This is a genomic window from Lentzea californiensis (genome assembly GCF_024648825.1).
Lineage (GTDB): Bacteria > Actinomycetota > Actinomycetes > Mycobacteriales > Pseudonocardiaceae > Lentzea > Lentzea californiensis.
Map to the genome: position 1 here is coordinate 112,654 of NZ_JANBBE010000014.1, position 17,923 is coordinate 130,576.

Genomic DNA, 17,923 nt, shown 5'->3' on the forward strand with positions numbered 1-17,923 from the left:
CGTCGGCGGGATTCCCCTGCGGGGACTCCACTTTCCAGAGGCGTCTCGCTCTGGCGGTCCTGGATGCCTGAGAGGTTCCCGGGGAGGGACTTGCTCCTTCGGCGCCGGGCTCGAAGCCCGGGCTCTCCCGCCTGAGTTCAGCGACTACCCGAGAAGAATACCCGCAGGCAGCTCGCGTAGTCCCTAGGGACGCGACCTACATCTCAGTGGGAAGACCGTCGAGCGTCCCGGCGACCGGGTCGGCGGCGTCGTCCCGCACGGCCACGAGCAGGTGCGTGGTGTCCACGACGGCGTCCCCGCGCCGGGCCGCGACGAGCTTCGCCCGTTCCATCGCGCGCTCGACCGGACCGCCACCGGGCAACACGGCCGGATCCACTCCGGCCTCGCGCAACGCCGCCGCCCCGCCCGACTCGAACTCCGGCTTCAGACTCCGGCCCGCCGCCCGCAGCTGGTGGTCGACCGTCAGCACCGCCGCCACGAGATCACGAGACGAGACGTCTCGTCTCGCTGCGACCGCGAGCCGTCCGGCCTCGTTGCGCACTACGGTCAGCACCGGCCCGCCCAGCCCTTGGCCGCGCGCGACCCAGCGGAGGAGCCAGCGCACGTACCCGCCGCCGGAGTCCCCCTCCAGCGCTCCCGCCTTGCGCAGCAACCGCACGGCGGGCGCTTCCTCGACCTCCGCGTACCGCCGCGAGGCATCGGCTCGCACAGCGGCGGCCGTCGCCTCGACGTCCACCCCGCGCAGCACGAACAGGTCGGCGGCACGCCCGGAACCCTGCTCCAGCAACGCGAGCGAGAGGTGGGTCGTGGTCAGCACACCGTCGCCGGCCCGGGCGACCGCCGCGAGCAGACACTCCTCCAGCGCACGGCTGACGGGCAGCACGGTCCCGATGAGACTCTTGTCGCAGGCGGTGTTCATCAACGCCGTGACGTCCGGATGAGCCTCGGGAACGACGCCACCGTCGTCGTCGGCCCAGTGCTCCGGCCCCCGCGCCATCGCCTGGGCCGCCAGCGACTTCACGCCGAGCTTGCGGCCGGGTCCGATGGTGTCGATCAGCGAGATCAGCAGGTTCTCGGTGCCGAGGAAGCCGAACTCCAGCCGGAACGCGCGCTTCGCCGCCGCGGCCAGCACCTTCACGACCTGGTAGGAGGGGGTGGGCGTCATGCCGGAAACGCTAGGGAACAACAAGATCCGGGCGCTGCTGCCGACCGGCCACTCACCAGCGCCAGTCGGCCACGTTCACAGTGCCGATCGATCAGTTGGGCCGGTCAGCCGGTGGCGCGCTCGCGACGCCGGCGGGTCAGCTCGTCCTCGGTCATCGGGGCGATCTCGACGCCGTCCGCGCGTTCGGCCGGGAACTCGTGGATCGTGCCGGAGATCTCCCGCATCGCACCGCTGACCGCGATGCCGAACACGCCCTGGCCGCCCTGCAACAGGTCGACGACCTCCTCGGGCGAGGTGCACTCGTAGACCGTCGTGCCGTCGGAGAACAGCGTGATCTTGGCCAGGTCCTGCACGCCGCGGCGGCGCAGGTGGTCGACCGCCACGCGGATGTTCTGCAACGAGACACCGGTGTCCAGCAGCCGCTTCACGACCTTGAGCACCAGGATGTCCTTGAAGGAGTACAACCTCTGGCTGCCGGAGCCGTGCGCCATCCTTATCGTCGGCGCGACCAGCCCGGTCCTTGCCCAGTAGTCGAGCTGCCGGTACGTGATGCCCGCGATCTGACACGCCGCGGGCCCTCGGTAACCGACGAGCTCGTCCGGCAGCGAGGAGTCCGGGAACAGTTCACCCTGCAGCCCGGATTCGGCCCGCAAGGGCGCTTCCTCGACCACGCCTGCCTCCCCTCGGAACGGCCACGAAACTCATGACCGTCAAGCCGCCGCGTCCACTCTCGTGAAGCAACGACGTCCACTCGAGTTCGACGGTAAGACCGCTCCGATGGCAGGTCAACGCGACGCGCGGGGAGTTGCGACCCTCAACCTGAGGTAGAGAGTCATACCGTCACCCGAACAAGCACGTTCAGGTGACGTTTAGTGATCGTTTAGCGGTCATAACGACCGTAAGTAGTCCAACCGAGGGACGTCCAAACGAACTGCCCTCCAGCCCTTGCGAGACGGAGTGCGACACCGGAGAAAACTCAGGTGTCCGCGCCTCGACAGCGCCTACGTGTCCGCTCCGCGGAAGTCCTCCGGGGAGACGGAGTCGAGGAACTCGCGGAACTTCTCCACCTCGTCCTCCTGCTCGTCCGGGATGATGAGGCCCGCTTCGGCCAGGACGGACTCCTCGGCGTGGATCGGCACCCCGACGCGCAACGCGAGCGCCACCGAGTCCGAGGGCCGCGCGGACACCCGCACGTCGCCGTCGAACACGAGCTCCGCGAAGAAGGTGCCCTCCTGCAGGTCGGTGATCCGCACCTGTTCGAGGTTGCGCCCCAGCGCCCCGATGACGTCCTTGAGGAGGTCGTGGGTGAGGGGGCGAGCGGGGCGGACGCCCTGCTGCTCGAGCGCGATCGCCGTGGCCTCGACACTGCCGATCCAGATGGGCAGGTACCGCTCGCCCTCGGTTTCGCGCAGAAGAAGGATCGGCTGGTTCTGGGGCAGCTCCACCCGCACGCCGACGACACGCATTTCGCTCATCGGGCCTCGCCTCCCTCTAATCCGTTCGGGGACGACCCGGTTTCACACCCGAGCATCCCCCGGCGTACCTCTCCGACGCTACCCGCCAAGCGGGCCCAGTGCTCAATCGTTTCGGGCAGATCGTGATCAAGAAGGCACGCTCCGCCGGCTGATCAGGACTGGCGCAGGCCCGCTCTCACCAACAACGTGTGCAACGAGGCGAAGAGGCCGGTCAATTCCCGGACCGTCTCGGTATCTGAGAACGACTTCAGCAGAACCACCTCGTGATCCGCTGCCGCGCGGACCGAGCGCAGGTGCTCGCGCTCGACGCCGAGTCCGGTCATCGTCCGGATCGTGCGGAGCGCGGTGATGTCGTCGGTGGTGAACCGGCCACCGGGGCCGGAGCGCACCAGACCGTCGCGCTCCAGCTGGGAGAGCTGTTCGGCGCTGAAACCGGTCTGGGCGAGCAGATCGAACCGCGAGATGGAGCCCGCGTCCACCGGGGTGGAGTCGAGCTGCTCGCGGATCACCTTGAGCGGCAGGTACCTGTCGCGTTGTGCGGACAGCACGAACCGCAACCTCTCGACGTCCGCCACGCTGAACTGGCGGTAGCCGGAGGCGGTGCGTGCCGGGCGGACCAGCCCCTCCGCTTCGAGGAAGCGGATCTTGGAGATGGTGACGTCGGGGAACTCGGGCCGAAGCTGTGCGAGCACAGCCCCGATGCTCGTGCCCCCGCGTTGTGGCCGCCCGGCCGTCACGCGTCAGGCTCCCGCGGAGCCAGGACCCGTCAGGAAGACGAGGCGGAACTTGCCGATCTGAACCTCGTCGCCGTTCGCGAGGACGGCCTGGTCGACCGGCTCACGGTTGACGTAGGTGCCGTTGAGGCTGCCGACGTCGATGACGACGAACTCGCCGCTCTCCCGGCGGAACTCGGCGTGGCGGCGCGAGACCGTCACGTCGTCCAGGAAGATGTCGCTGTCGGGGTGGCGCCCGGCGCTCGTCGTGTCGCGGTCCAGCAAGAACCGGGAACCGGCGTTCGGGCCGCGCTTCACCACGAGCAGCGCGGAACCGGCGGGAAGGGCGTCAACACCGGCAACGGCCGGCTCCTGTGCGGGCGCCTCGGCGCCGCCTTCCATCTCCTGGAGGAAGTCCGCCCGGAAGACGGAGGTCCGCTCCGGGGACTGCTCCGGCGGAACGCCTGGGCCGTCGTTCGTGCTCACCTGAGCTCTCCTCCTGCTGCTGGATCCGTCACTTCCGGTAAAACCTATCGCGTTGGGGTCTCCGCCTTCAGCGCGGCTCCCCTTCCGGCCGAAGATCCGGCGAAAGATCGACGTCACTCCTTCTCCACCAACGCCTTGTACCCGTCCGCGTCCAACAGGCCTTCCAGCGCCTCGGGGTCGTTCAGCCTGATCTCGACCATCCAGCCCTCGCCGTACGGATCGGTGTTGACCGCGTCCGGCGTCTGGACCAACGCGTCGTTGATCGCGGTCACCTCGCCGTCGAGCGGGGAGTAGAGGTCGGAGACGCTCTTGGTGGACTCCACCTCGCCGAACGTGTCCCCCGCCGCCACGGTGTGACCGACCTCGGGCAGCTGGACGAAGACGACGTCACCGAGCTGTTCCTGGGCGTAGTCGGTGATGCCGACGCGCACTGTGTTCTCGCCGTGGGTGGCGATCCACTCGTGCTCCTCGGTGTAACGAAGCTCCTCGGGAATCAACTGACTGCGCTCCTCGTGCTGAACCTGTATGGGGTGATCTTTTCACGCGACCGTGCGAGGTGTGACCCGCAGGGCCAGGAAGAACTGGTAGACGTACAGCAGCGCCGACCACAGGTAGAGGGCTCCGCCCCAGGCCGTGAACGCGTAGGCGATCGGCTGCGCGACCTGCGCCCACCCCGAGTCCCCCTGCGCGATGAGCAGCAGGGGGAAGGCGTACAGCAGGTTGAAGGTCGCGGCCTTGCCCAGGTACGTCACCTCGAACGTGCCCCAGCCCCGTTGGCGCAGCACGAGCAGGCAGATGCCGACGACGACCTCTCGGCCCACGAGCACGAGGGCGATCCAGAGCGGCACGATGTCCCTGATGACGAACGCCAGCAGCGTGCAGAACACGTAGAGGCGGTCGGCGGCGGGATCGAGCAGCGCGCCGAGGTTGCTCATCTGGTCGAGCCAGCGCGCGAGCTTGCCGTCGAGCCAGTCGGAGAAGCCCGCGAACATGAGGATGAGCAGCGCCCAGCCGTCTTCGCGGGGTCCGAGCAACAGGTACAGGAACAGCGGAACACCGGCCAGCCGCAGCACGCTGAGCAGGTTCGGAATCGTCAGCAGGCGATCAGCCGGGTCACGCACACCCGCACTCTAAACGAGTGACTGCGCAGGGGCTGCCGGATGGCGTCACGGCACGCTGTGCGACTGGTTGCGGGGGTGCGGTCGTTCTGCGTTCGGGGGTGGGACTCAGGCTGTCCGGGTGAACGTCCAGCCGCGGCGCTGCATCTCGGCGCCGGTGATGGCGTGCGGGCGGCCCCGGTCGTCGCGGCCCACCCAGCGGGCGCGGAAACCCTCGAGCACGTAGGCGTGACCCCGGCTCCAGACCACGCTGCACGGCGTGGTCGGCAGCGCGGAACCGGACTGCTCGTCCTGCTGCGGCTGGGTCTCCATGGCGGTTCTCATTTCAGTCCCTCCGTGACATCAGGGATGTCGCGTGCCGGGGCTCCGGCGTTATCCCTGTGAACGAATTCTGGCCGACTGTGGTTCAGAACACGTGTCCTGTTTGGGTCCTTAGCGTTAACTGGATCAATCGGCGCGCCGAGCTGTTCGGGCCCGAAGCGGGGCGGAATTCCGGGTGCTTGCCTGCGCAACCGTTCGTCGTACGCCGATGACCGCACAACGTCCATTCGGGATCGGCTGGGCCTAACCTCATGGCGTGACCCAGGTGAAATTCGGTGCGGAGCTCATCTCCCGGTTGATGGACCACCTGTGCTCGCGGCTCGACGGCTGCGAGGGCGTCGGTCTGAGCGTGTGGCCGGACGGCACGTTGCTGCGCGCCATCGGGGTCGCGGTCGAACTGGACGCCGAGCAGCTCAGCGCCGGTGCCGGGCCGCTCGTCGAAGCCTCACGCGACGAACGGCAGGTGTCCGGTGAGGTCGCCGGTACGCACGTCGTCGCGGTGCCGGGCAGCTGGGGCGACAGCGGGCCGGTCGTGCTGACCGTCTACCTGTCGCACGCGCCCCAGATCGAGGACCTCAAGGCCATCGAGGAGATAGAGCCGCTCGTCGCGACGGCGGCCGCGGTCGTCGAGTTCTGCTCGGGCGAGGTGCTGAGGGCCGACCAGATGGTGCGCATGGTGCAGCACCGCCGCTACATCGAGCAGGCGAAGGGCCTGGTCATGGGGGCGCGGCCGGGCCCGCCCGGCGAGGCGTTCGAACTGCTGGTGCGGGCCAGCCAGCGCGCCAACGTGAAGCTCCGGGACGTGGCCACCGCGCTGGTGCTGGTCGTCGGCGGGACGCTGGAGGACAGCGCGGAGGAGGTCGTCGAGCCTCCACGGGCCGCGCTGGAGGTCGCACGCAAACTGTGGGACGCGCTGAGCGTTTGAACCGACCATTGTCCGGGTATGGACCCTTCGACCTGTCCTGTTGGGCGGCCACTCCCGTACGGTGGTGTCCGCAGCGGTTGAGCCACCAGCCGCATCGGGGCCGCTGCGTGGCGGCTTCCTGTATTCGAGAGGAAGTACTTCGGTGACTGTGCAGGATCCGCGTGCGGAGCAGATCGAGCTGAAGGTGCGGCAGCCGGCGCCCGGAGTCACCGTCCTCGCCGTCTCCGGCGAGGTCGACATGGTGTCCGCGCCGTCGTTGCGCGAAGCCCTCATCAACGGTCTCGGCGACGGTGGCGTCTTCGTCGTGGACATGACCGGCGTGACGTTCCTCGGTTCCGCCGGCCTCGCCGTGCTGGTCGAGGCCGCGAGGCGCGCGCAGCAGGAAGAAGCCTCGCTCAAGGTCGTGGCGAAGGCACGGGCCGTGACGCGTCCGCTGGAGGCGACCGGCCTCGGTGAGGTCTTCAGCATGCACGACTCCGTCGACTCCGCCCTGGCCTAACGCCTCCGGACGACGAGGCGGTTGCCCGCCGCGCTGAGCGCCTCGGCGACGTCGTGGAGGGCCTGCTCGACCCCGCCCTCCTCACCGCCGAGCTCGCCGAGCTCGACGGTCAACGGCACGGTGCCCCCGCGTGCCGCCGTGGTGAGCGTGCGGCGCAGCGAAGGACCTGCCTCCACAGGCACGTTCCCGCGCACCACCGCTACTACGCCGGAGGAGGTCTCGTGGATCTGGACGTCGCATTCGAGCGCCGCTCTGGCCACGGGCAGCACGGGCGAACGAGCTCGCCGCAGGTGCACGGTCGTGCCGCTCGCCCTGCGGTCGATCTCGACGTCGTCCACGCTCTCCCGCATGAGCAGGAGACCTCGTCCGCGCATGGTCATCGCCGGAGGCGGCACACGCCATTGGCCGTGGTCGGTGACGTTCACGTGGGCCGAACCGTCCAGTTCGCAGTGGGCGTTCACCTCGACGGTGCCGCCCGCGGGACCCGGATAGGCGTGCTCCACCGAGTTGTTGACGGCCTCGCTGACGGCGAGGACGAGATCGCTGGCTTCGTCCTCACCGAAACCGGCACCGTGCAGCCATTCGCGGAGCTGGTGCCGCACAGGCGCCACCTCGTGCGGGTCCGCCGGGAATCGGAGGACCAGGAAGTCTTCGTGCACAAGCACAGCGCTCCTCCGGTTGGTTGCCTTCACCAGGTGACTTCCCTGGGCGCCCAGTCAGTACACGTGTGAGATGAGATCGTTTCGGGTACGGCAATGACATGTCGTCCCTAGGCAGAACGGACTACGAGGTGGCTGTGACTCAATTGTCAGGCGTCGAGCTCCGGATGGCGGCGGATCCCACGCAGCTGTCCATCGTGCGCGCGGTCGCGGCGGACATCGCGATGCGGCAGGACTTCGACCTCGACTCGATCGAGGACCTGAAGCTCGCCGTGGACGAGACCTGCTCCACGCTGATCACGCTGGCAGCGCAGGACGCCGTGCTCAGCTGCCACTTCGCGGTGGACGACAGAGGTGCCGTCCACGTCGCGGCGAAGATCTCCGCGAAGTCCGCGGCCGGCCCCGACGAGGCCAGCTTCGGCTGGCGGGTGCTGACCGCGCTCGTCGACTCGGTGCAGACGCGAGTCGAGGAGACCGAAGGGTTCCTGGTCCACATCAACCTCGTGAAGTCCACGGCAGGGGCGGTGGATGCGTGACCGGATCGGAAGAGGCGACCAAGACCGAGGAGAAGAAGACCCGGTCGGGTGATTACGACCACCTGGCGCCGCTGTTCGCCGAACTCGCCGGAACCCCTGAGGGTCCGGCGCGGGAGACGTTGCGGGACAGACTCGTCACCGAGCACCTCCCGGTCGCCCAGCACATCGCACGCAGATTCGGCCACCGCGGCGAACCGCACGAGGACCTGGTCCAGGTGGCGACGGTCGGTCTGATCAACGCGGTCGACAGGTTCGACCCCGAACGCGGCAGCGACTTCCTGTCGTTCGCGGTGCCGACGATCATGGGTGAGGTCCGGAAGTACTTCCGCGACTCCAGCTGGTCGGTGCGGATGCCGAGGCGGCTCAAGGAGCTGCACCTGGCGATCAACGCGGGTACGTCGCGGCTGTCCCAGTCACTCGGCCGTGCCCCGACGCCGTCGGAACTGGCCGAGCACCTCGGACTGTCGCGCGAGGAGATCCACGAAGGACTCGCGGCCGGGAACGCCTACCAGAGCGCGTCCCTGGACGACATGCTGATGTCGGAGGACTCGTCGATCTCGCTGGGCTCGACCATCGGCGAGGAGGACCCCGAGATCGCGATGATCGAGCAACGCGAGGCGCTGCACCCGTTGCTGGAGAAGCTGCCGGAGCGCGAACGCAAGATCGTGGTCATGCGCTTCTTCGGCAACATGACCCAGACCCAGATCGCCCAGAAGGTCGGCATCTCCCAGATGCACGTCTCGCGCCTGCTCGCGAAGACGTTGCGTCAGCTGCGGGACGTGCTGGAGGAGTAGGCACGAACACGGCGCCGGGCCGCGTTGACGATCTGGCGCCGTTCGTCCTCCCCCATGCCGCCCCACACGCCGTACGGCTCCTGGGCCTCGAGCGCGTGGGCGCGGCACTGTGCGAGCACCGGGCACTGCCCGCAGATCGCCTTCGCCTTGTCCTCACGGGCCGCTCGCGCGTAGCCGCGTTCGTTGTCGGGGTGGAAGAAGATCGCGCTGTTCTCGCCGCGGCACAGGCCGTCCATCTGCCAGTCCCAGACCTCGGTGACCGGCTTGGGCAGACGGGTGGTGCAGGTCATCGCGACTCCCTGAGGACTAGGAGGAAAGAGTTGCGATCACTGCGTACCTCGGTCTGACCAGGGATAAACCAGTTAGAGCCTTTCGGGTGCCCCAATACCCAGCAGGGACAGGCCCAGCGTGAGCACGCGTGAGGTCAGCGTGAGCAGGTGCAGGCGCGAATCCTGCAACTCCCGCGTCTCCGCCGTCGCCACCGGGCAGTCGTTGTAGAAGGTCGAGAACGCCGTCGCCGTCTCGAACAGGTAGGTCGTGAGCTTGTGCGGCGCGAGCTCGTCGATGGCCGCCTGGATCGCCGTGGGCAGCTGCAACAGCTTCAGCGCCAGCTCCCGCTCGGCCTGCTCCTGCAGCACCAGCGGCGCGTCCTGGGGCGCCTCACGGCCGACCTTGCGGATGATCGACAGGATGCGCGCGTTCGCGTACTGGATGTACACCGACGTGTCGCCGGTCTTGGCGAGCATCTTCTCCCAGGTGAAGACGTAGTCCTTCTCCCGGTCGTTGGAGAGGTCCGCGTACTTCACCGCGCCGAGGCCGAGCGTGCGGGCGAGCTCTTCCTTCTCCGCACCCTCCACTTCGGACGACTCCGGCATCACCTGGTAGGAGTTCTCGACGGCCTCGGTGAGGAGGTCGATCAGCTTGATCGTGCCGCCGGCCCGCGTCCGGATCGTCTTGCCGTCGGCCCCGAGGATCGTGCCGAACCCGGTGTGCACGGCGGTGTGCGCGTCGTCGAGCCACCCGGCCTGCTTCGAGGTGGCGAAGATCATCTGGAAGTGCTGGGCCTGCGGCGTGCCGACGACGTAGATCAGGTCGTCGACCTTGCGCTCCCGCACCCAGTACCGCACGGTCGCGAAGTCCGTGGTGGCGTAGCCGTAGCCGCCGTCGCTCTTGCGCACGATCAGCGGCAGCCGGTCGCCCTCGCGGTTGCTGAACCCCGGCGGGAACACGCACAGCGCGCCGTCGCTGGTCTCGATGAGACCCTTCTGCTGCAGCTCGGTGATGGTGTCCGCGAGATACGGGTTGTAGAAGCTCTCGCCGTAGTTGTCCCCGGCCGTCAGGCCGATGCCGAGCAGTTCGTAGACCTGGTTGAAGTGCCGCTGCGACTCGCCCACCAGCTCGTGCCACAGCGCCAGCGTCGCCTCGTCGCCGCCCTGCAGCAGCACCACCCGGCGCCGCGCGCGGTCCGCGAAGCCCGGCTCGTTGTCGAACTTCTGGCGCGCCTGCTGGTAGAACGCGTTGAGGTCGCTGATCTCGTGGTCGGCGCCGTGGCCCTCGTCCGTGAGGTGCTCGATGAGCATGCCGAACGGGGTGCCCCAGTCACCGAGGTGGTTGTGCGGGATGACCTCGTGCCCGGCGAAGCCGAGCAGCCGGCAGAACGCGTCGCCGATGATCGTCGACCGCAGGTGCCCGACGTGCATCTCCTTGGCCACGTTGGGGCTGCTGTAGTCGATCGCGATCCGGCGGGGCTCCTCGGTCTCGGGCACCCCGAGCCGGTCGTCGGAGAGCAGCTTCGCGGCCTCGGCCTCGAGCCACTCGCGGCGCAGCTTCAGGTTGATGAAGCCGGGGCCGGCGATCTCCGCCGACTCGACCGCGTCCTGGGCGTCCAGGTGCTCGACGATGAGGGCGGCGACCTCGCGCGGGTTCCTGCCGACCTTCTTGGCGAGGCTCATCGCGACGTTGCACTGGTAGTCGGCACCGTCCCGGTTGGACGGTCGGATCAGCGCTTCCCCGGCGGTGATGTCCACGTCCAGGGCGACGCGCAACGCCCGCGCGACCCGCTGGCCCAGTTCGAGCCCGACATCCCCACGCAGCACTGAACCCACCTCTCGACCGCTGGCTTGTTCACCCGAGTATTTCACCCGCGGCCAAGCGAGTTCACCACCGCCCGAGCAACAACGCCCCGCCACCGGCGAGCGCGGCGACGCTGACCGCCCCGAAGAACGTCACCCAGCCCAGCGCCGGCACCCCGGTCAGCCAGGCGAGCTGGTCGGCGTCCGACCGCGGTGCCTGCCGGCGCCACCGCTTGACCTGCAGCTCCCACACGGGCCGGACCCCGCCCAGCAACAGGAACCAGGCGAAGACGAACGCGGCCGCGTCCCGGACCTCCACGGAGGCGTAGAAGGAGACGAAGAAGAACACCCCGCCGGTGATGATGATGGACAGCACGCCGAACACGTTGCGGATCATGATGAGCATCGCCGCGAGGAAACCGATGCTGATCCACAGCATCAGCTGGATCTGCTCGTTGGTGATCAGCACGGCCGCGCCGAACCCGAGCAGGGACGGAGCGACGTACCCGGCCACCGCGGTCAGCACCATGCCCGGCCCGCGGGGCTTGCCGCGCGAGACGGTGAGCCCGGACGTGTCGGAGTGCAGCTTGATCCCGCTCAGCCGCCGCCCGGTCAGCACGGCCAGCAGGGCGTGCCCGCCCTCGTGGGCGATGGTGATGACGTTGCGGGTGACCCGCCAGAGCCCGTGCACCGCGACGGCCAGGAACGCGGCGGCCGCGGTCCCCCAGGTGATCAGCACTTCGTCGGTCAGCAACTCGGAAGGCATCGCGACATCGAAACAGACGCGCCGTGAGAGCCGCATGTGGGCTCTCACGGCGCGTCTGTGCCGGACCGGGGCTGATACCGCCCTGGGTCAGTGCTTGATCCTGTCCTTGCTCACCCGCTCGGTCTTGGGGTCGACGACCGCCTGCTCGCGGGTGATCGGTTCCGTGTTCCGCGCCGCGGTGGGAAGCGGCTCGGTGATCGCCGTCCCGTCCCGCTCGCCGTGGAACGCCTCCGAGCGGGGCTCCGGCAGCACCGGGTCCTCTTCCTCGACCAGCTTGCGGCGCGCGGGCATGACCGCGAGCAGCAGACCGAACAGCGCGATGCCGAGGTGCAGCCAGTTGTCGTTGACGTTGACCGCCAGCGGGTTGCCGAACCGCTCGGCCGGGTTCTGGGCGAGGATTCCCGTGATCATGAGGTCCCAGACGAAGAGCGCGGCGAAGCCGGCGAACAGCAGCCAGCCGTACATCCGCGCGAGGCCCGAACCGAGAGCCGTGAGCAGACCGAGCACGCCGACGGCCACCATCACCAGGTTGTGCAACGGGTTCACGGAGAACCCGAGCACGAACGACTGAGCGGCCCAGTCGCCGATCCCGGTGCGGGTGAAGCCCACGACGCCGAACACGATGAACGCGATGCCGGCCAGTCCGGCCAGCACCTGCACCGGCTGAAGACCGGCGATCTTGATGCGGTGGGTCATGACGCCCTCCAGGCTCCAGTCTTGTCGCCCGGCGGACTACCCCTGCCTCACAGAGACCAAACGTTCGGGCCTGCGGCGTGGATCTAGCGCTGACCCTTGCGCCCGATCGCGGCGTACGCGCCCGGCACCACGGCCGGCGCCTCGATCGACAGGCCTTCCACGAGCTGGTCGACCGGAGCCGGGTGCGACACCACGAGGAACCCGCCCGCCGGTAACGCGTGCCGGTAGCGGCGCACGACGCGGCCCGGTCCGGTGGCGTCGTCGACGTATCTCAGGACGTCGACCATCAGCACCGCGTACGGCTCGCGGAGGTCGAGGTGCGACAGCACGCCGGGATGGCGCAGCACCTGGTCCGGGCGGCGCAGGTCCGCCTCGATCGCGCACGCCCTCGGTTCGCCGCGCAGCAGTCCACGCGAGAACGCGACCGTCACCGGATCGGAGTCCACGTAGACGACACGGGCGTCGGGCAGCGTCTGGTGCACGGCACCGCACGTCGGGATGCCCGAGCCGAGGTCGAGGAACTGGCGCACGCCCGCCGCCCAGCAGTGGCGGGCGGCGTGGCGCAAGAACGTGCGCTGAGCCCGCGTCACGAGCGGCAGTTCCGGGTCGATCCGGACAGCCTGCTTGGCGAAGGCGCGATCGGCGGCGTAGTTGTGCGCGCCACCGAGGTAGAAGTCATGGATGCGCGCGGCGTTCGGCCGACGTACGTCGACCTCGTAGCGTGCGAAGGCGGGGACCGCAGCCATTCGCAGAGCGTAACTGGCGCCTAGACCATTCGGGCGAAGTTTTCGAAGATTCTTTGGGTCCGTCTGACATGGACCCCCTCGCGGGAGGGCCCGGTCCACCCCACGAAGACCGGGCCACGTAGCGCGTACGGGGATCGAACCCGTGTTTCCGGATTGAGAATCCGACGTCCTGACCACTAGACGAACACGCCTGGAACGAGCATTGACGCACAAATGCTCGCACAAATAGAAGAAAGTGAACTAGCAGGTCACAGCTTGGAGGGCGCTCCGGCCCATTCATCTGCTCGGATCATGTGAACAATGATGACCGAGAGCGCGCACCCGCCGCAAAGGAATTAATCGAGCCACGTCGGCGCGAACCACCGGACGGCCCGCGCGCCGGCCGTTCCAAGATCACGAACGCGGGTGGGGCGAGACCGTGGACGCACGAACATCACTTTGTGGCAGCCTCGCACGTGGCCTGCGACCTGGTGGGCCTGCCGGCGTTGGAGGAGGGGCAGTGACGCGCAACGGTGGCGACGTCGTCGTCGAAACGCTGGAGGCGCTCGGCGCGCACACCGTGTTCGGCATCCCCGGCCAGCACGCGCTCGGGCTCTTCGACGCGCTGCGGCGATCGGAGCTGCGGTACGTGGGTTCGCGGACCGAGGTCAACGCCGCGTTCGCCGCGGACGGGCACGCGCGGATCACCGGCTCGGTGACGCCGCTGCTGGTGTCGACCGGGCCCGGTGCGCTCCAAACCCTTGCGGGACTGCAGGAATCGGCCGCCGGGTCGGCGCCGGTGCTGGGCATCTCGTCGCAGATCCCCGCTGCCGGACTCGGTGGTGTGCGGGGCGGGTACCTGCACGAGCTGACCGATCAGCTGGCCTCGTTCCGCGACGTGGTCAAGCACGCGCGGGTCGTCCGGCACGTGTCGCAGATCCCGCCGGCGCTGGCCGAGGCCTGGGAGATCGCGCTGACCGCGCCGTTCGGGCCGGTGTGGGTGGAGATCCCGCAGGACGTGCTGCTCGCGCCCGCCTCCGTGCCTTCCGTGACGTCGGTGGCCTGGGCGCCGCGAGAACTGCACCCGCAAGCTGAGCTGGTCGAGGAAGCCGTGCGGTTGCTGAACGGCGCCACCCGGCCGGTGGTCCTGGCCGGGGGCGGTGCGCTCGGTGCGTCGGCGGAACTGCAGGAACTGGCGGAGAAGCTGCGGGCGCCGGTCGTGTCGACGTTCGGTGGCAAGGGCAACTTCCCCTGGGACCACCCGCTCTCCGCGCAGTCGTGGCTGGAGGACCGCTACACGACGGAGTTCCTGGCCGACGCGGACGTGCTGCTCGTCGTCGGGTCGGGGCTGGGTGAGCTGTCGAGCAACTACCGGACGTTCCGGCCGCGTGGCGCGGTGGTCCAGGTCGAGGCGGACCTCGGCAAGCTGGAGTCGAACTACCCCGCGCTCGGCATCCACGCCGACGCCCGGCATGCCTTGCGCGCGTTGACTTCCGGCGTGACATCGCGTGCTGTGGACGGTGTCGCCGAGGGACGGGTCATGGCGCTGCTCGCGAACGTGCGGCAACGGTTCGGCGAGCAGGAGCTCGACCTGGAGTGGCAGTTGCTCGCGGCGCTGCGGTCGGCCGTTCCGGACGGCACGCCGACCTGCTGGGACATGACGATCCTGGCGTACTGGGCCTGGTCGGCCTGGGATCCGCGGGGTGGCGCGCAGTTCTCCGCCCAGGGTGCCGGTGGGCTCGGCTACGGCTTCCCGGCGGCGCTCGGGGTGGCGGCGGCCGTCGACGGGCCGGTGCTCGCGGTGTCCGGTGACGGCGGCGCGATGTACGGCATCTCGGAGCTCGCGACGGCCGCGCAACACGGGTCGCGGGTCGTGTGGCTGATCGTCGACGACGGCGGCTACGGCATCCTGCGCGAGTACATGACCGACGCGTTCGGCCAGGCCACCGGGACCGAGCTCACCCGGCCGGACTTCGTGGCGCTCGCCGCGTCGTTCGGGGTGCCCGCCACCCGCAGCACGCCCGAGTCGTTGCGCGAGGACCTCGCCAAGGCGTTCGCCGGGGACGGCCCGCACGTGGTCGTGCTGTCCGCGGTGCTGCGCATGTTCGCCCCCACGCACCTGGAGCACACGTGATCGTCGCGAACTTCGTCAACGGCGCCTCCGCCACGGCCGCGGACACCTCACCTCTCGTCGACCCCGCCACCGGTGAGGAGTTCGGCCGCGCGGTCGTCTCCCGTGCGGCCGAGGTCGACGCGGCGGTGCGTGCCGCGCAGGCGGCCTTCCCCGCCTGGTCGCGCACCACGCCCGGCGAACGTCAGCTGGCGTTGCTGAGGCTCGCCGGTCTCCTCGAAGCCAACGCCGAGGTCGTCGCCGACGCGGAGGTCCGCGAGACCGGCAAGATCCGCTCGGTGCTGCTGGACGAGGAGATCCCGCAGTGCGTGGACCAGATCCGGTTCTTCGCCGGTGCGGCAAGGGCTCTGGGCACCGCCGCCGCGGGTGAGTACGTGCCGGGCCACACCTCGTACCAGCGCCGTGAGGCGGTCGGCGTGATCGCGCAGATCACGCCGTGGAACTACCCGCTGATGATGGCCGTGTGGAAGATCGCCCCGGCCCTGGCCGCGGGCAACGCGGTGGTGCTGAAGCCGGCCGGCACCACGCCCTCGTCCTCCGTGCTGCTGGCCACGCTCGCCGCGTCCGTCCTCCCGGCGGGCGTGTTCAACGTCGTGCTGGGCGACCGCGACACGGGCCGGCTGCTGGTCGAGCACCCCGTGCCCGCCATGGTGTCGCTGACCGGCTCCACCCGCGCCGGCGTCGAGGTGGCCCGCAGCGCCGCGGCGACGGTGAAGCGCACGCACCTCGAACTCGGTGGCAACGCGCCGGTCCTGGTGTTCGACGACGTGGACGTCGCCGCCGCCGCGGAAGGCGTCGTGGGCGCCGCGTTCTACAACGCCGGCCAGGACTGCACGGCCGCCTCACGGGTGCTGGTGCACTCGGCCGTGCACGACGAGTTCGTCGCCGCGCTGGCGAAAGCGGCGTCGGCGCAGGTTCCCGGCACCGACTTCGGGCCGTTGAACAGCCAGGCCCAGCTGGACCGCGTGCTCGGCCTGCTCTCCCGTTCGCCCGGTGTCGTCCACTGTGGAGGGAAGCGGCACGGGTCCTCCGGGTTCTTCCTGGAGCCCACGGTCGTCTCCGGCCTGAACCAGGACGACGAGCTGGTCCAGGAGGAGGCGTTCGCCCCGCTGATCACCGTGCAGGCGTTCGGTTCCGACGACGAGGCGATCGCTCTGGCCAACGGTGTTCCGCAAGGACTCGCGTCCTCGATCTGGACCCGCGACAACGGGCGCGTCGCGTCACTGACGGCACGGCTCGACTTCGGCATCGTCTGGGTCAACACGCACGGCCTCGTCGCGTCCGAGATGCCGCACGGCGGTTTCGGCGCCTCGGGCTACGGCAAGGACCTGTCGATGCACGGCCTGGAGGACTACACGCGCGTCAAGCACGTGATGATCGCGCACTGAGCATCGCCCGGTACGGCATCGGGTAGTGCAACAGGCTGGCCGGGACGAACGCGGACACCACCCGGATCATCCGGATCCACCGCCGCAGCCTGCGCCCGTCCCGGTCCGTCCACTCCAGACCGAGCTTGTCCCGCAACGCCTCCGGCAGCGTGCCGACGGCGAAGTCCGGCAACACCTGCGCCGCCACGGGCCGCACCAACGGCCAGAGCGCACTCGGCACGTGTTCGGCACCCGGCGCCTTGCCCGTCCGCAACTGGAACGCCTCCAACAGGCCGTCCACCCCGTCGGTGGGCATCAACTGCGTGGCCACCACGTCGTCGAGGTACTCCCGCAACGCCGTGAGATCACCCGGCATCGTCCTGATGCCCAGCGACTCCCCCGTCTCCCGCCACTCCCGGTACAGCCGCTCCTCGTGGATGGCGGGCAGCCGGGGCCGCAGCAACCGGTACGCCGTGAGCAGCGAGTCGAAGCTGGTCGCGTGCACCCAGCGGAACAGCTCCTCGCCCGCGCCGGGAATCCGCGCGTGGGCGCGCAGCAGCCGTTCCGCCTCCGGCCCGGCCTGCTCACCCCCGAACAACCGCAGCTGCGACGACGCGATGGTCCTCGTCAGCCGCGCGAACGGATCGGCCCGGTAACCGTCGCGCACCGCGGCGGCGATGACCGGGTGCGCGACCTGCATCAGCACCGCGCGTCCCAGCACCACCAGCTCGAACCGCGTGTACCAGCCCAGCCGCCACGTCACCGACTCAGGTCCCAGCGTCACACCATGATCATTCCGTGCGCGGAACCACGAGCTGAAGTTCAGTCACCCCAACGAGCTAAGCACCCCGCCACGTCAACCCTCGATGCGGTGCCCCAGCGGACCGTTGTACGGATCACCCAGAAGACGCAGACCAGCAGCAGGCACGACGCCGTCGAACTCGACCGCACTCACCTCGTAACCGTCGTCAGCCACACTGATCTGCGGGTACCCGAGTTCCTCGGGCAGTTCCACGTCGTGCACAGCGTCGAAGACGATGTCCAGCGGCCGTTCCGCGTTGTGGTAGCGCATCACCTCGCCGGTGTCCTGACGGATGAACCTCCACGGCAGAGATAGGGGAAACACGTCGGTCGCGGCGGCCCAGCCCTCCGCCATCGCGATCAAGTCCGAGACGACGGCCCGTACGTGCTCGTTCTCACCCTCGAGCACCTCACGAAGCGGACCGGTGATGACCCGCACGATCTCCGCACCCTGCTCGACGGGGTACCAGCTGAGGAAGAACATGCTGTCCTGGTCGGCGACGTGCCCTCGGAGCACGGCGGCGACCTCGGGATCTGTTGTGAGTTCGGCGATCTGCCCGAGGACCCAGGAGAAGACGCCGCGAGAGGCGTTCCACGTCGGGCCGTACCAGGTTCCGGCATGGTCGACGGTGAAGTCACAGGACATGGCTCGATCCTAAGCGCAGGGGCCGCCC

The 17,923-nt window shown here is 69.2% G+C and carries 22 protein-coding genes, 1 tRNA gene and 1 riboswitch; of the genes, 6 read left to right on the plus strand and 17 right to left on the minus strand.

Translation table 11 applies throughout. The features are described 5' to 3' along the window. Window positions 1-44: 44 nt before the first annotated feature. Window positions 45-140: riboswitch (glycine riboswitch) on the minus strand. A gap of 56 nt (window positions 141-196) precedes the next feature. From LX88_RS36655 to LX88_RS36690, 8 genes are all read right to left on the minus strand, one after another. After that, window positions 197-1,165: a Clp protease N-terminal domain-containing protein gene (locus tag LX88_RS36655; protein ID WP_258952353.1), complete on the minus strand. Its 969-nt coding sequence runs from the start codon at window positions 1,163-1,165 to the stop codon at window positions 197-199. Between the two features lie 104 nt (window positions 1,166-1,269). Continuing rightward, a complete protein-coding gene (locus tag LX88_RS36660; RefSeq protein ID WP_090072357.1) occupies window positions 1,270-1,836 on the minus strand; it encodes a MerR family transcriptional regulator in 567 nt (188 codons plus the stop codon). 330 nt (window positions 1,837-2,166) lie between these two features. Beyond that, complete coding sequence (locus tag LX88_RS36665; RefSeq protein WP_030468959.1) at window positions 2,167-2,640, minus strand: bifunctional nuclease family protein; 474 nt, start codon at window positions 2,638-2,640, stop codon at window positions 2,167-2,169. A 152-nt stretch (window positions 2,641-2,792) separates the two neighbouring features. Beyond that, window positions 2,793-3,332, minus strand: a complete 540-nt coding sequence (locus LX88_RS36670; RefSeq protein WP_258952354.1) for a MerR family transcriptional regulator — start codon at window positions 3,330-3,332, stop codon at window positions 2,793-2,795. A gap of 48 nt (window positions 3,333-3,380) precedes the next feature. After that, window positions 3,381-3,839 carry a glycogen accumulation regulator GarA gene (gene garA / locus LX88_RS36675; protein WP_030476302.1) on the minus strand — a complete coding sequence of 153 codons (459 nt, stop codon included), beginning with the start codon at window positions 3,837-3,839 and terminating at the stop codon, window positions 3,381-3,383. Between the two features lie 113 nt (window positions 3,840-3,952). Further along, window positions 3,953-4,336: a glycine cleavage system protein GcvH gene (gene gcvH, locus LX88_RS36680; RefSeq protein WP_258952355.1), complete on the minus strand. Its 384-nt coding sequence runs from the start codon at window positions 4,334-4,336 to the stop codon at window positions 3,953-3,955. A 42-nt stretch (window positions 4,337-4,378) separates the two neighbouring features. Then, the gene (clsA, locus tag LX88_RS36685; protein WP_258952356.1) at window positions 4,379-4,960 is read right to left on the minus strand and encodes a cardiolipin synthase ClsA; all 582 of its coding nucleotides are present in this window, start codon (window positions 4,958-4,960) and stop codon (window positions 4,379-4,381) included. Window positions 4,961-5,065: 105 nt separating this feature from the next. After that, entirely contained in the window at window positions 5,066-5,281 is a 216-nt protein-coding gene (locus LX88_RS36690; protein ID WP_245983860.1) for a hypothetical protein, read from the minus strand. A 253-nt stretch (window positions 5,282-5,534) separates the two neighbouring features. Between LX88_RS36690 and LX88_RS44490 the strand changes: the two genes are divergently transcribed. Further along, entirely contained in the window at window positions 5,535-6,203 is a 669-nt protein-coding gene (locus LX88_RS44490; RefSeq protein WP_258952357.1) for an ANTAR domain-containing protein, read from the plus strand. Window positions 6,204-6,345: 142 nt separating this feature from the next. Further along, on the plus strand, window positions 6,346-6,702 hold the full coding sequence (locus tag LX88_RS36700) for an STAS domain-containing protein (RefSeq protein WP_143086978.1): 357 nt from the start codon (window positions 6,346-6,348) through the stop codon (window positions 6,700-6,702). On the opposite strand, the gene LX88_RS36705 is transcribed toward LX88_RS36700, so the two are convergent. Next, window positions 6,699-7,367, minus strand: a complete 669-nt coding sequence (locus LX88_RS36705; RefSeq protein ID WP_258952358.1) for an ATP-binding protein — start codon at window positions 7,365-7,367, stop codon at window positions 6,699-6,701. The two genes, LX88_RS36700 and LX88_RS36705, sit on opposite strands and share 4 nt — an antisense overlap. 131 nt (window positions 7,368-7,498) lie before the next feature. Between LX88_RS36705 and LX88_RS36710 the strand changes: the two genes are divergently transcribed. Then, the gene (locus LX88_RS36710; protein ID WP_258952359.1) at window positions 7,499-7,897 is read left to right on the plus strand and encodes an ATP-binding protein; all 399 of its coding nucleotides are present in this window, start codon (window positions 7,499-7,501) and stop codon (window positions 7,895-7,897) included. Next, the gene (locus LX88_RS36715) at window positions 7,894-8,691 is read left to right on the plus strand and encodes a SigB/SigF/SigG family RNA polymerase sigma factor (RefSeq protein ID WP_258952360.1); all 798 of its coding nucleotides are present in this window, start codon (window positions 7,894-7,896) and stop codon (window positions 8,689-8,691) included. The genes LX88_RS36710 and LX88_RS36715 overlap by 4 nt, the downstream gene beginning before the upstream one ends. On the opposite strand, the gene LX88_RS36720 is transcribed toward LX88_RS36715, so the two are convergent. From LX88_RS36720 to LX88_RS36745, 6 genes are all read right to left on the minus strand, one after another. Beyond that, window positions 8,664-8,981, minus strand: a complete 318-nt coding sequence (locus LX88_RS36720; protein WP_258952361.1) for a WhiB family transcriptional regulator — start codon at window positions 8,979-8,981, stop codon at window positions 8,664-8,666. The genes LX88_RS36715 and LX88_RS36720 overlap by 28 nt on opposite strands. Window positions 8,982-9,053: 72 nt before the next feature. Beyond that, window positions 9,054-10,787 (minus strand): arginine--tRNA ligase, encoded by a 1,734-nt coding sequence (gene argS / locus LX88_RS36725; protein WP_258952362.1) that lies wholly within the window; start codon window positions 10,785-10,787, stop codon window positions 9,054-9,056. A 61-nt stretch (window positions 10,788-10,848) separates the two neighbouring features. Then, complete coding sequence (locus tag LX88_RS36730) at window positions 10,849-11,529, minus strand: M50 family metallopeptidase (RefSeq protein WP_258952363.1); 681 nt, start codon at window positions 11,527-11,529, stop codon at window positions 10,849-10,851. A gap of 87 nt (window positions 11,530-11,616) precedes the next feature. Further along, the gene (locus tag LX88_RS36735) at window positions 11,617-12,225 is read right to left on the minus strand and encodes a DUF4383 domain-containing protein (RefSeq protein WP_258952364.1); all 609 of its coding nucleotides are present in this window, start codon (window positions 12,223-12,225) and stop codon (window positions 11,617-11,619) included. A gap of 83 nt (window positions 12,226-12,308) precedes the next feature. Next, the gene (locus LX88_RS36740) at window positions 12,309-12,971 is read right to left on the minus strand and encodes an SAM-dependent methyltransferase (protein WP_258952365.1); all 663 of its coding nucleotides are present in this window, start codon (window positions 12,969-12,971) and stop codon (window positions 12,309-12,311) included. Between the two features lie 119 nt (window positions 12,972-13,090). Further along, window positions 13,091-13,162 (minus strand) — tRNA-Glu (locus tag LX88_RS36745). Between the two features lie 308 nt (window positions 13,163-13,470). Here LX88_RS36745 and LX88_RS36750 point away from each other — a divergent pair. Both LX88_RS36750 and LX88_RS36755 read left to right on the plus strand, forming a co-directional pair. Continuing rightward, window positions 13,471-15,084 (plus strand): thiamine pyrophosphate-binding protein, encoded by a 1,614-nt coding sequence (locus LX88_RS36750; RefSeq protein WP_258952366.1) that lies wholly within the window; start codon window positions 13,471-13,473, stop codon window positions 15,082-15,084. Then, complete coding sequence (locus LX88_RS36755; protein ID WP_258952367.1) at window positions 15,081-16,469, plus strand: aldehyde dehydrogenase family protein; 1,389 nt, start codon at window positions 15,081-15,083, stop codon at window positions 16,467-16,469. The genes LX88_RS36750 and LX88_RS36755 overlap by 4 nt, the downstream gene beginning before the upstream one ends. Here the strand turns inward: LX88_RS36755 and LX88_RS36760 are convergent. Both LX88_RS36760 and LX88_RS36765 read right to left on the minus strand, forming a co-directional pair. Next, complete coding sequence (locus LX88_RS36760) at window positions 16,444-17,232, minus strand: oxygenase MpaB family protein (protein ID WP_258952368.1); 789 nt, start codon at window positions 17,230-17,232, stop codon at window positions 16,444-16,446. The genes LX88_RS36755 and LX88_RS36760 overlap by 26 nt on opposite strands. A gap of 72 nt (window positions 17,233-17,304) precedes the next feature. Further along, window positions 17,305-17,895, minus strand: a complete 591-nt coding sequence (locus tag LX88_RS36765) for a hypothetical protein (RefSeq protein ID WP_258952369.1) — start codon at window positions 17,893-17,895, stop codon at window positions 17,305-17,307. Between the last annotated feature and the right edge of the window lie 28 nt (window positions 17,896-17,923).

Bases quoted from the DNA above. Each gene is read 5' to 3' on its own strand.
- LX88_RS36765 (WP_258952369.1), bottom strand. From the start codon at position 17,895: ATGTCCTGTGACTTCACCGTCGACCATGCCGGAACCTGGTACGGCCCG.
- LX88_RS36720 (WP_258952361.1), bottom strand. From the start codon at position 8,981: ATGACCTGCACCACCCGTCTGCCCAAGCCGGTCACCGAGGTCTGGGAC.
- LX88_RS36665 (WP_030468959.1), bottom strand. From the start codon at position 2,640: ATGAGCGAAATGCGTGTCGTCGGCGTGCGGGTGGAGCTGCCCCAGAAC.
- LX88_RS36740 (WP_258952365.1), bottom strand. From the start codon at position 12,971: ATGGCTGCGGTCCCCGCCTTCGCACGCTACGAGGTCGACGTACGTCGG.
- LX88_RS36655 (WP_258952353.1), bottom strand. From the start codon at position 1,165: ATGACGCCCACCCCCTCCTACCAGGTCGTGAAGGTGCTGGCCGCGGCG.
- LX88_RS36730 (WP_258952363.1), bottom strand. From the start codon at position 11,529: ATGCCTTCCGAGTTGCTGACCGACGAAGTGCTGATCACCTGGGGGACC.
- LX88_RS36690 (WP_245983860.1), bottom strand. From the start codon at position 5,281: ATGAGAACCGCCATGGAGACCCAGCCGCAGCAGGACGAGCAGTCCGGT.
- LX88_RS36735 (WP_258952364.1), bottom strand. From the start codon at position 12,225: ATGACCCACCGCATCAAGATCGCCGGTCTTCAGCCGGTGCAGGTGCTG.